The sequence below is a fragment of the Chroococcus sp. FPU101 genome (assembly GCF_017312365.1).
Classification (GTDB): domain Bacteria; phylum Cyanobacteriota; class Cyanobacteriia; order Cyanobacteriales; family Microcystaceae; genus Chroococcus.
This window is the reverse complement of the sequence record NZ_BLJI01000013.1, coordinates 37,855-50,084: the sequence shown is the minus strand read 5'-3', so window position 1 is coordinate 50,084 and position 12,230 is coordinate 37,855. Positions and strand designations below refer to the sequence as shown.

Genomic DNA, 12,230 nt, shown 5'->3' with positions numbered 1-12,230 from the left:
AACAAAAATGGATATTTCTCCATTTGAATTATTATTGAAATCGATTGCGCCTCGTACAGCAACGGCTTCTACTGTTAATGTATTAAGTCGAGTGATTGTTCAAGGCTATTTTTTGACCATTTCTAACTTAGAAAAAAGAGATCGAGAATTAAAATTATTCTTCACAATTAGTGAACCTTCTGATCCGCCAATTGGTTCTCCAGCCAATGAAACCAGAGTTTTAGATAATAAAACTGTTTTGTTGTATGATGTTGCTGCTAAAAATGTTCCGATCAATTTCCGACGAACTGAAGTAGTCAACGAAAAATTTATTAGATATGAAAGCGATAGTTTTATCTTACCCAGTTGGGCTACTGTCTCATTGCAGCTATTACCAGATGTTCAACAATTTTTAAATAATCAGCAATCTCTTTTAGAGGTACGAGGGTTTGCTTCATTAACTTCTGATGATGCGGTGTCTCCAGGTGAACTATTCTTTAATCCTGAAATTCGAGGTACTTTTATTCCAGATAACTTAAGTGATCCAGTTAAAGATATTGATTTCGATCAAATCGCTTATTCTTTAGGAACGACACGGACTAAAGTTTAATTACCAAAAAAATGGGTTGAACTGATGATGATCAACCCATCCTATCATTAACGTCCAAAACCGGGTATTAAAGATTTTTTGAGCCTCTGCATTGCTTGTTCAACCACATCACTATATCGCAGTTTTCCACAAAGGATTTTACCCATAATTTCCCCTGCTGCGGGACGTTTGACCCCAACTTTGTAGGCAATCTGGGTAAACTGATAGAATAAGCCCGCTAGACGTTGCGCTAAAACCATGTCTACACCCCATTCATCATCAATAATATTGGTGTATCTAGCTAAGGCATTTGCATCACCCGATAAAGCTTGATCGATCGCTTCTGCTGCCCTGACTCCTGTTAGAATAGAAGGCCTAATCCCTTCACCAATGAGCGGATCTAGAATTCCTGCTGCTTCACCTGCGATTAATGCTTGACGGGTGTGTAGGATTGGTTTTTCTGTCCAAACTGCTAGAGGATATTCGTAATATTGCGCGTTAGATGTATCAATACCTGATGCTGACGCATAATTAAACAGTTGTTTTTTCAATTCCTCAGATTTAATTTTCCCTTTGAAACATCCTGCGCTAATAGTATAGCCATCTGCTTTGGGAAAGTTCCAGATATAGCCATTTTTTAGGGAACCAAAGTCAAATGATGCGGTATGAAGTTTAGTATTAGGGATAGCCGTTTTAATTTCTAGTGTTGCCCCTAAACTATTTTCTCTTGACGAAAACCCTAACCATTGCCCGGTTTTTCCAGTTACTCCATCAGCAGCAATAAGATATTTAGCTTGATAAGTTCCGTTAGAAGTGGTGACATCCCAGTGATCTTGTAGAAATGCGATCGCTGTTACTTCTGTATTATCTTTGATCTGTGCGCCTTTCTTTTGAGCTTGCTGACACAAAAAATCGTCAAACTGATCTCGTTTTACCATCCACATGGGATCTAGCATACTCAAATCGGATTCCACTGGATCACCATGTTTCCAAGTGTAGCGAACTGTATTGATTGTATTGCTAATAACGGGCGTAAAATCAAAGTCAAACCATTTTTTGATCGCGGGAGAAACACCCCCACCACAAGGTTTATAACGGGGTAGACTTGCTTTGTCTAAGACGACGACAGAACGTCCTTTTTTCGCCAAGTGATAGGCGGCGGTTGCTCCAGCAGGGCCAGCACCAATAATAATACAATCTAGCATAGGGTACTTTTTTGACAAAGATTTGGATTATTATACGCACAATTACGATGATTTGGCTAGGAAAGTCTGCACCGATTTAATAAAGAACGCTTTGTTACGATCGCGATCAAATTAAGATCAATTCTTGTGGCTTTTCATGAGTACACTATCTCTGAGGGTGTTTGCTACGGTTACGAAGATTGCCAACAAAGAACCCTAAAAATCTTTATAATCGTTCTAAATAGCTTAACAAATCGGACATATCTTGCGAAGTTGGCTGAAATTTCGGCATTGGTGGCGTTTTACCGCTAATGACTTGATTAATCAGACTAACTCTCGATTTTCGTTTTGAGACATGGTGTAAACTAGGGCCAACACTGCCATCAGCTTTGATTCCATGACAAACTGCACAATTAATCTGAAAAATCTCCGAACCTCGTTTTAGATCTCCCGATAACGATAACACTTCTCGAATATAAGGATCGGAAATTTGATGAAAATATAAGCCTATCGTAATGGTAAAGATGATCAACAAAGCTGCCATCACCCCGATTAGAAGACGATGCAGTGCTACTTTAGATCCCGTTAGCTGACTATCCACAGATTATTTTAAAGTTTAATGATTATATCTTTACATTTTGCAACGATATGGGCTAAAAAAACTACTTTTGTTAATTTGACTTAATAGTTTTGTTGAGATTCGTCACAAAATTGTTACCTTAAAACTTTGTTTCGGAGTCGTTGTCGCTGTAGGATAAGATACAGGACTGTCTTTCAAAGCACAAGGAAACACGATCATGATTGAACCCTTAACTTTAGGGATTGCGTTAGGTTGCATCTTTATTACCCTTGCTGGCTTATTTTTTGCTGCATATATGCAGTACAAACGCGGTAAGCAACTCGGAATCGACTAATTATAATTATCCCACACTCTGAGATCTGTCTTCAGTGTGGGTAATTGACAATATTTCGTATCTCAAAAAAAAACGCGCCTTAGCACGTCTTTTGTATTTTGTCAAGGTTTTAGTACCACCTTTGTACAGTTTTCTTTTTTATTCTTAAAAATGTCATAAGCTCTTGGGGCGTCTTCAAGGGGCAGACGATGGGAAATAATATAAGATGGATCGATTTCGCCGTTTTGAATCCGTTCAAGTAGAGGACGTAGATACTTGTGAACATGGGTTTGTCCCATCTTCATCGTTAAACCTTTATTAAACGCTGCACCCATCGGCACTTTGTCGATAAATCCACCGTAAACCCCAGCTAGAGAAACAGTTCCACCCTTACGACAGCTAACGATCGCTTGACGTAAGACATTCGGGCGATCGGTTTCCATGCGTACAGCCTGCATGACTTTATCGTAAAATCCTTCTAGACCCATGCCATGAGCTTCTAGACCGACGGCATCTAAACAAGCATCGGGCCCGCGTCCTCCCGTCATCTCTTTTAAGGCTTCCCCGACATCGATTTCCTCATAGTTGAGAATTTCTGCGCCACTCATTTCGTGAGCCATTTTCAGGCGTTCGGGAAAACGGTCAATTGCAATAACCCGTTCTGCACCGAGTAGAAATGCACTTTTAATCGCAAACTGTCCGACAGGGCCACACCCCCAAATTGCGACAATATCCCCAGGCTGAATATTACAATTTTCCGCCGCCATATAACCTGTTGGTAAAATATCGCTGAGGAAAAGTACTTGATCATCCGTCAGTCCATCAGGAACCTTAATCGGGCCAACATCGGCAAAGGGGACACGTGCATACTCAGCCTGTCCACCCGCATAGCCCCCAAAAAAGTGAGAATAGCCAAAAAGGGCAGCAGGAGAATGACCATATAACTTTTCAATTAATCCCGCATTCTCAGAAGGATTAGAATTATCGCACAATGACCATAATTCTCGGTTGCAGAAGAAACACTGACCACAGGAGATGGGAAAAGGAACCACGACGCGATCACCTTTTTTCAGTTTTTGGACTGAAGGCCCCACTTCTACCACCTCCCCCATAAACTCGTGACCCATAATATCACCCGCTTTCATCGTGGGGATAAAGCCATCGTAGATATGTAAATCTGAGCCACAAATAGCGGTAGACGTAATTTTAATAATGGCATCTCGTGGGTTAAGAATAGTTGGGTCGGGTACAGTTTCGACCCGCATATCCATCGCGCCATGCCAGCATACAGCTTTCATTTTCTATTTATCTCCTTGGCGAGCCGAGGGTTGTCCCTCAGTTGTTGCAATTTCTCCTGCTTCCATCAGCATTTTGAAATGTCGTAAAGATGATCCAATTAATTGCTCTGGTTCTTTACCAAATAATTTAGCCAAGGCTGCACCAACCGCACCACCAGGGGGGTTATATTCCATGACCACTTTGACTTCAGTTCCCCGACCTTCTGGGCCTTTCTGGAATCGAACAAACCCCGAATTTTCAACGTCTGCTCCTTCTATAGAAGACCAAGCAATTAATTGATTTGGCCGATCTTCGATCATTTCAGCATCCCATTCGACACTTTCACCTAGAGGGGCATCAGCGACCCAGTGGGAACGGGTTTTATCGATCACCTTAACTGATTTCAGATATTTCATAAAATTGGGTAGGTTCTCAAAGTTATGCCAAACCTGATATAGTTCTTCGGGCGATTTATTGAAGATGGTTACAGTTTTTTCAACTTTAATACTTCCAGACGCATCGACTTTATTTACAATTTGATCTTTGATGCTTTCTTGTCCAGCCGTACCATGATAAACTAAACCTCCGCCTGCCAGTGCCATCAATGCGCCTTTTAAAGAGCCTTTTTTTAATCCAAGTAGTACAAGACTACCACCTGTAATTAAAGAACTCCAGCGTTCGGCCTCCCCCATTTGTTCCACTTTTTCGGGTACAGGTGAATTGTCTTTATTGGTCGTAATTTCCATGATCAAAGACTCCTTAATTTATTTCGCATACAAACTATTTTCAATGTCGAAACAGTCTAGCTGCGATAGTCCGTACGGCTTGCCGTTGTTGCATCAACATAATTGCGTCGATTATCATCAGATTTACCTTTAAGTCCAGCTAAACCAATTAATCCCAATAAACCTAACCAACCCCAGTCAAAACCGTCATCTTGGCGATAGGTATCTGTAGTCGTGGTAGTATCTGTAGTGCTATCGTTTGTTGTGCCTGGTGTATTGCTATCGGGTACCGTAGGGGAAGTTTGAGCCGATACAGGTAAAATCATTGGTAAAGTTGAAATAGCAGTAGCAATTAAACCAATGCGTAAGGATTTGCCTAATTTTGGAGATTTCATAATAAGTTACCTCATCTAAAAGTTTTCGGTTAGTCGTTTTCGTACTTACTATTAAGTTTGAGCGATCATTTAGAAATAAGGCTCTCACTTTGGTTTGATTAGTGTGTAGTTCTTTTAGATGAGATTTGTTGAGGGGCAAGAAGAGGTTTAGTTCAATATAACAGTAATCAGTAAACAGTCAAATCAACTTTCATACTGATCACTGGTCACTGATGACTGTAAAAGGTTATTCTATAAATTTTCCACTAACCGTTTTTTAGCAGTGGCTAAAGCTTCTGATAACTTACTGGGATCTCGTCCACCTGCTTGTGCTAAATTGGGACGACCACCGCCACCACCACCGCAAATTTTAGCGATTTCACCGATAAATTTACCCGCTTGTAGTTTTTTCTCTTTGACTAATTTTGGACTAAAAGCAGCGACTAAACTCACTTTGCCATCGGCAGCCGAACCCAGAATAACACCGCCTTCGCCGATTTTTTGTTGTAATCTTTCAGCCGCACTCATCAACGCATTAGCATCTGCCCCTTCGATGTGAGAAACTAAAACTTTAAATTGGCCTACTGTTTCCGCTTGATCTAAAAGTTGAGCAGATTTTGCGATCGCTAATTCTTGTTTGAGGGTTTCGACTTGCTTTTGTGTGGTTTTGAGGTCAGACTGTAAGCTAGTAATTCGATCGCTAATTTCTTCAGGTTTGACTTTAAAGCGATCGCACAAATCTTTAACCACTGCCTCTCTGACATTTAAGTATTCTAGTACAGCAGGCCCCGCAACTGCTTCGATGCGACGAACGCCTGATGAAATACCAGCTTCTGACATAATCTTAAATAGTCCAATCTCCGCCGTATTTCTGACGTGAGTTCCGCCACACAATTCCATTGATACACCAGGTACATCAATCACCCGAACTTCGGCACTATATTTTTCACCAAACATAGCGACTGCACCTTTAGCTTTGGCTTCCTCTAGTGCCATCGTGGAAATTAGGGTATCATGGGCTTCGGCAATCCAATTATTGATCTGTTCTTCAATTTGTTGTAACTCTTGTGCTGTCACGGGACGCGGACAGTTAAAATCAAACCGTAGACGCTCAAAATCAACTAAAGACCCCGCTTGGGAAATAGATTCATCTACAATTTTTTTCAGTGCTGCCTGTAAAAGATGGGTTGCGGTATGATGGGCTTGTAAGCGACGACGACAAGAGCGATCAATTTGTGCGCTAACGGTATCATCTTTACTCACGGTTCCTCTTTCTACCCGTCCAAAATGCACAAAAAAGCTGGATTCTTTTTTCACATCATCAACGCGAATTAAAAGATTATCTCCCGTTAAATAACCCTTATCACCAATTTGTCCGCCAGATTCAGCATAAAACGGCGTTTGATTGAGGATAATTTGTACATTATCTCCCGAAGAAGCTGATTCAACCGTTTGACCCTCAACTAAAATGGCTTCGATTTTAGCTTGAGATTGTGCGATATCATATCCTAAAAATTCAGTAGCTTGAATCTGATCTGCCAGTTGATCCAAGCTACCTTGTACAGTCAAATCAATCGTCTCGTGAGCCGCTTTCGATCTTTCCTGCTGTTTTTTCATTTCTTCTTCAAAAGCGACCGTATCGACCGTTACATCCTGTTCTGAAGCGATTTCTTGGGTCAGTTCTAGGGGAAACCCATAGGTATCATAGAGGGTAAAGGCATCAATTCCAGAAATCTGTTGATTTTGGCTTTTTGCGAGTAATTCGGTCAGAAGTTTTTCACCGCGTTCGAGGGTTTTTAAGAAAGCTTCTTCTTCCCGTTGTAATTCTGCAATAATGTTAGCCTCTCTAATTCTGACATTAGGATAGACGGAGGCTGCTAATGCGATCGCAGTTTCGGCGACTTTGGGCGTAAAAACTCCTTCTATTCCAAGTAAACGTCCATGACGAATGACACGACGAATTAGACGACGCAAGACATAACCCCGTCCGAAGTTAGAGGCGGTAATTTCATCCGAGATCATATGAACGACTGCACGAACATGATCTCCAATGACTTTAAGAGAGATTTTGGTATTTTCGTTGGCTGTGTTGTAGTCTAAACCCGCTATTTCGGCTGCTGTTTTAATAATCGGGAAGATCAGGTCAGTTTCATAGTTATTCGGAACTTTTTGGAGAATTTGCGCCATCCGTTCTAAACCCATCCCTGTATCAATATTTTGACTCGCCAAGGGGGTTAAATTGCCGTCAATATCTCGGTTATACTGCATGAAAACCAAGTTATAGAACTCGATAAAGCGGCTATCATCTTCTAAATCTATTTTTTCGTCTCCGAGTTCGGGATGGAAATCATAGTATAATTCCGAACAAGGGCCACAGGGGCCAGTCGGGCCAGATACCCAAAAGTTATCATCTGCACCCATTCGTTGTATGCGATGAGCAGGGATACCCATTTGATCCCGCCAAATCGCAAACGCTTCGTCATCATCTTCAAACACACTAACGATAATGCGTTCTGGGGGTAGTCCAAAGGTTTTCGTCGAAAGTTCCCACGCCCAGGCGATCGCTTGTTCTTTAAAATAGTCTCCAAAGCTAAAGTTACCCAACATCTCGAAAAAGGTATGATGTCTCGCGGTGCGTCCGACATTTTCAATATCATTGGTACGGATACATTTTTGGGATGTGGTGGCGCGAGGATAGTCGGCTTTTTTCTGTCCGAGGAAAATGGGTTTAAAGGGTAGCATTCCCGCAATGGTTAGCAGTACAGTCAGATCATCGGGAACAAGCGAGGCACTGGGTAGGATTTGATGTTGTCGTTGATTAAAGAATTCTAAGAATGTTTGGCGTATTTCGTCTCCGCTTAAGGATGTCGGCTGATATGACATAGAAGGTTCCATAAATTGCGATCGTCTTTCTTCTTATTCTGGCATTTTAAAGAGTTTACCGCGAGTCACAGAGATTAAAATCAATGCTAACAGACTGAGAAAACGTTTGGAGCCATGAAAAATGTCTAAGCCATGAAGGAGTGAGCAAGAATTAGCTAATTTTAAAGAACTCTTGGAACTCGCCAAAGAACCTGAACGGAAGGCGGAAGAATTGGCACAGCTAACTTTAAAGATTGAGCCAAAACCTGAAAAGTGTATTGCTGAAATTCGCTTTAAAAGAAAAATACAAGAGGCTAACAAGCCATAACTTGTTTTTAAGGACAAAATAATTATTTAGCGATCGTCTCTCTTTTTATTCTGGCATTTTTAGGATTAACAGAGGAGTTTGTCTTGTAATTAAAGCATCTCAGTGACTAAATTGGAATTTTTATTGAATTATTAAAACCTAATTTTAAAAGTTTTTTATTTATAGATGATGCCTGACTTTACTATTTTTGGAATTAATCTAATTTAAAAAAATATTCAACCATTTTTTAAGTAAAAAATTGTCATGGATTGATGAAACTTAATTAAATCTTTATTTTTTTCACAAAAACTTTATATTTTTTTATTGAAGTAGCATCTTAATAGCTCTCCAAAAACACTTGATCTTCAACACTTGAAAATGTCTTGGTTGATACAATAATTTGTTATTGTTACTCAAATACAAAGCTTGTAGCATTAAAAAACAAATATGTTTAGTAAATATATTGCATTTTTAGAAAGACAAAGTTATTCTATTAGCAGTTTGCTTTAAAAGCTGATTTTAAAGCAAACTAGCTTAAAAAACTAAAAATGATGTAAGTGAGCGCGTCTAGAAAACATGAAAACGTTAAAAACATTGGCCTCAGTAGCTATTGCGGCGACTATCGTCCCTTTAGTTGCTGGAGTAGCTGAAGCGGCTTTAATCAAAACTATTGACCCTTTGTCCAATTTCCAATTAGCTGATCAGACGGCAGTTACCTCCACGGGAATCTCTTCTCAGTTACTAGGTGGTGTTAGCAGAAGTCTTGATGTTGATGCAGTTAAACAACCTTCTACTTCACCTTTTCCCTTAAGTTCGCAAGTAGCTATTGCAGGTGGCGAACTCGCTTTCAGTAATGGCGTTGGTACCAATGGTATTGTCACTGTTGACTACGGCACTTTTGCTCCCGTAGATTTCACAATGGGTGGTGCAGACAGCATTATTGTCGGTCTCACTTCTGCTGACTTAGCAGGTACAACCATTAAAGTAACGATTAACGGTATTTCTGTCACTCAAGGGCCTGTCGGTGTAGCTCCTCCCGTAATGGATTTAGAGTTTGATTTTGATGCTTTTACGGGTCTCGATGAAACTGCGGTAACTTCTTTCAACATTATGATCGATCCCGTGACCGCCGGTGATGTCACCATTAATTTACTTGGAACATCTGGTACTCCTACACCTCCCACAACTCCTGAACCCGCTACCATGCTAGGTTTACTAGCTGTTGCTGGCTTTGGGGCTTCTGCTCTTAAGAAAAAAAATGCTAAACTTTAAGTAAAGCTTTAAAAATCAAGGGGTAGGCTTCATTTGCCTACCTTTTTGGTCTTTAAGCCGCAAAGATAGCAATCTCTGATTCTGATTCTTCTGCTAATGCAGCAACCCTCTTTCTAAATTTAGAATTATCTTTAAGAAAAAAGTCGGGATGGTCACAAAAATCATCTAACCATTGTACTAAATGCTGATTTAATAAAGAGGCTAGTTGTGTACTATTGATCGTTTCAGGTAAATCCCATGCACTGATTAAATTTTCCGCCGCTTCAACCAGTACAGTCTGTTCAATCACAAGATCACGGCTACGAACCTTAGAACCCGAACCATACATAGCATTATCTCCTTCTTAATCTCTTCTACTATTATAGTACATTTGAACCTAAATAGATCAAGAGGAGATAGTACGATTTTAAAAGGAGGAATACCGTAAAGAGAGGTAAAGACGCACCCTAGCACGTCTCTACAGCTATCACACCAAATTAAACAGAGATGTCGCTAAACTCGCGGGTCATGTGATCAAAAGGTGCATCAATAAAAGAAGTATCTGAAACACCCGTTTCAGCAACCATGTTTTTGACCATCTCTTTCATAATTTGGATGCCGCGCACTGTCGGGCCGATGGGAACACATAATGAGTTGTAGGTTTCCCGTAACCCCTGTAGTACCCGTTCATCAAGAACGTTGTTATCACCAGCGACTAGAGCGTAACTCGCGTAACGTAGATAATAATCCATATCCCGTAGACAAGCCGAATAACGACGAGTAGTATAAGCATTGCCACCGGGACGAATTAATTCTGGTACTTCCTCAAATAACTGAAGTCCAGCCTGTTTAACGATCGTTGATGAATTCCCATTAATCACCCCAGCAGCAGCAATGCGAGCAGTACCCGACTGAAAATAAGATTTCAGGGTCTCCATTGCGTCGCGGTCAAGATAACGGCCTGAAACATCGTAGTTTCTTATTAGACTGGTAACAGCGTCTCTCATTTAAAGTTTTCTCCCAACAGCAGTTTTTGAGTAATTTGGCTTAGTAATAGCCTTATTGTAAGCTTCTTTTACCTATAATCCCATAGGGTTGAACAGCAAGCACTTAAGATATTTTAAGTCTCTAATGTCTCTAACAATTCGTTAATTTTTTGATACATTTCTTAATATCATCATTCATTTTTTTGGCTAAATGTATTTTTCGGCACAATTTTTCAAAAAATAAAGATTTGTCTAGCCTTTTGACAGGAATAATGTATCAAATAATACAAAAACAGATGGAAGCACTCCCTACGATGAAGAATTTGAGATAGCAAAAATCATGACCTAGCCTTTAAGGAGTTCTTCATGTTTCAATCGCCCGATGAGGTCTTAAAGTACATTAAAGACGAGAATATTGAGCTAATTGACTTAAAATTTATTGATACACCTGGAATCTGGCAACACTGTACATTCTATACCGATCTCATTGATGCAAGTTCTTTTGATGAAGGTGTCGCTTTCGACGGATCGAGTATTCGAGGTTGGAAAGCAATTAACGAGTCTGATATGGCAATGGTACCCGATCCCGCTACAGCATGGATCGATCCTTTCTACAAAGACAAAACCCTCAGCATGATTTGTAGCATTAAAGAACCTCGAACTGGGGAATGGTACAATCGTGATCCGCGTACGATCGCAGCCAAAGCCGTAGAATACGTTAAAAACACCGGCATCGGTGATAACGTCTTTGTTGGGCCTGAAGCAGAATTTTTCATGTTTGACGATGTTCGTTTCGACCAAAACGAAAACGAAGGCTATTACTACGTTGATAGTGTAGAAGGTCGTTGGAATACTGGAAGAAAAGAAGAAGGCGGAAATTTAGGCTATAAACCCCGTTACAAAGAAGGTTATTTCCCCGTTGCACCCACCGACACCGCACAGGATATCCGTAGCGAAATGCTATTAACGATGGGTAAATGTGGCGTTCCTATTGAAAAACATCACCATGAAGTCGCCACAGGTGGACAAATGGAATTAGGGATCAAATATCAAACCCTAGTTAATGCGGCTGACTCTTTGATGACCTACAAATACTGTATCAAGAACGTCGCCAAAAAATACGGCAAAACCGTCACCTTTATGCCGAAACCCTTGTTTAATGACAACGGTTCGGGGATGCACACTCATATGTCCATCTGGAATCAAGGGAATCCTTTATTCTGGGGTGACGGCTATGCTAACTTAAGTAAACTAGCTTTAAACTTCATTGGTGGATTGATCAAACACGCGCCCTCACTACTTGCGATCACCAACCCCACAACTAACTCTTATAAGCGTCTGGTACCTGGTTTTGAAGCACCAGTAAACCTTGCTTACTCTCAGGGAAACCGTTCTGCATCCATTCGTATTCCGTTAACAGGAACCAACCCTAAAGCAAAACGTTTAGAGTTCCGTTGTCCTGATGCAACCTGTAACCCTTATCTCGCCTTTGCTGCGATGGTTTGTGCTGGACTTGATGGTATCAAAAACGAAATCGATCCTGGTGAACCCTTAGACGTAGATATCTACGATCTCTCTCCCGAAGAATTAAGCAAAATTCCTTCAACTCCTGGATCTTTAGAAGCGGCATTAGAAGCACTACAAAAAGATCATGCCTTCTTAACCGATGGTGGTGTCTTCACTGAAGATTTTATCCAATCTTGGATTAACTACAAACTCGATGTTGAAGTTAACCCCATGCGTTTACGTCCTCATCCTTATGAGTTTGCGCTTTATTATGATTGCTAAATTTAGAGAAGAGT

General features: G+C 40.6%; 13 protein-coding genes. 5 read left to right on the top strand and 8 right to left on the bottom strand.

Features of this window, described 5'->3' with window-relative positions; all coding sequences use genetic code 11:
- Positions 1-7 precede the first annotated feature (7 nt).
- Positions 8-589 carry a hypothetical protein gene (locus CFPU101_RS13195; RefSeq protein WP_206815805.1) on the top strand — a complete coding sequence of 194 codons (582 nt, stop codon included), beginning with the start codon at positions 8-10 and terminating at the stop codon, positions 587-589.
- 47 nt (positions 590-636) lie between these two features.
- On the opposite strand, the gene CFPU101_RS13190 is transcribed toward CFPU101_RS13195, so the two are convergent.
- Positions 637-1,773: a geranylgeranyl reductase family protein gene (locus tag CFPU101_RS13190; protein ID WP_206815804.1), complete on the bottom strand. Its 1,137-nt coding sequence runs from the start codon at positions 1,771-1,773 to the stop codon at positions 637-639.
- Positions 1,774-1,978: 205 nt separating this feature from the next.
- The gene (locus tag CFPU101_RS13185; protein ID WP_242577957.1) at positions 1,979-2,353 is read right to left on the bottom strand and encodes a cytochrome c; all 375 of its coding nucleotides are present in this window, start codon (positions 2,351-2,353) and stop codon (positions 1,979-1,981) included.
- Between the two features lie 196 nt (positions 2,354-2,549).
- Between CFPU101_RS13185 and petG the strand changes: the two genes are divergently transcribed.
- Positions 2,550-2,666, top strand: coding sequence for a cytochrome b6-f complex subunit V (petG, locus tag CFPU101_RS13180; RefSeq protein ID WP_206815803.1), 117 nt, complete (start codon positions 2,550-2,552; stop codon positions 2,664-2,666).
- A gap of 101 nt (positions 2,667-2,767) precedes the next feature.
- On the opposite strand, the gene CFPU101_RS13175 is transcribed toward petG, so the two are convergent.
- The 4 genes from CFPU101_RS13175 to alaS all read right to left on the bottom strand — a co-directional run bounded on the left by CFPU101_RS13175 (position 2,768) and on the right by alaS (position 7,905).
- Positions 2,768-3,943, bottom strand: coding sequence for a zinc-dependent alcohol dehydrogenase (locus CFPU101_RS13175; RefSeq protein WP_206815802.1), 1,176 nt, complete (start codon positions 3,941-3,943; stop codon positions 2,768-2,770).
- A gap of 3 nt (positions 3,944-3,946) precedes the next feature.
- On the bottom strand, positions 3,947-4,669 hold the full coding sequence (locus CFPU101_RS13170; protein WP_206815801.1) for an SRPBCC family protein: 723 nt from the start codon (positions 4,667-4,669) through the stop codon (positions 3,947-3,949).
- Between the two features lie 56 nt (positions 4,670-4,725).
- A complete protein-coding gene (locus CFPU101_RS13165) occupies positions 4,726-5,043 on the bottom strand; it encodes a WGxxGxxG family protein (RefSeq protein ID WP_242577956.1) in 318 nt (105 codons plus the stop codon).
- 231 nt (positions 5,044-5,274) lie between these two features.
- On the bottom strand, positions 5,275-7,905 hold the full coding sequence (alaS, locus tag CFPU101_RS13160; RefSeq protein WP_206815800.1) for an alanine--tRNA ligase: 2,631 nt from the start codon (positions 7,903-7,905) through the stop codon (positions 5,275-5,277).
- A 172-nt stretch (positions 7,906-8,077) separates the two neighbouring features.
- Between alaS and CFPU101_RS26000 the strand changes: the two genes are divergently transcribed.
- Together CFPU101_RS26000 and CFPU101_RS13155 are read left to right on the top strand one after the other, a co-directional pair.
- On the top strand, positions 8,078-8,212 hold the full coding sequence (locus tag CFPU101_RS26000) for a hypothetical protein (protein WP_277988751.1): 135 nt from the start codon (positions 8,078-8,080) through the stop codon (positions 8,210-8,212).
- Between the two features lie 555 nt (positions 8,213-8,767).
- A complete protein-coding gene (locus CFPU101_RS13155) occupies positions 8,768-9,463 on the top strand; it encodes a PEP-CTERM sorting domain-containing protein (protein WP_206815799.1) in 696 nt (231 codons plus the stop codon).
- Between the two features lie 52 nt (positions 9,464-9,515).
- Here CFPU101_RS13155 and CFPU101_RS13150 read toward each other — a convergent pair whose 3' ends face one another.
- Positions 9,516-9,791, bottom strand: a complete 276-nt coding sequence (locus CFPU101_RS13150; protein WP_206815798.1) for a hypothetical protein — start codon at positions 9,789-9,791, stop codon at positions 9,516-9,518.
- A gap of 148 nt (positions 9,792-9,939) precedes the next feature.
- Positions 9,940-10,449 (bottom strand): allophycocyanin subunit beta, encoded by a 510-nt coding sequence (apcB, locus tag CFPU101_RS13145; RefSeq protein ID WP_206815797.1) that lies wholly within the window; start codon positions 10,447-10,449, stop codon positions 9,940-9,942.
- A gap of 345 nt (positions 10,450-10,794) precedes the next feature.
- Between apcB and glnA the strand changes: the two genes are divergently transcribed.
- Positions 10,795-12,216, top strand: a complete 1,422-nt coding sequence (gene glnA / locus CFPU101_RS13140; RefSeq protein WP_206815796.1) for a type I glutamate--ammonia ligase — start codon at positions 10,795-10,797, stop codon at positions 12,214-12,216.
- Positions 12,217-12,230 lie beyond the last annotated feature (14 nt).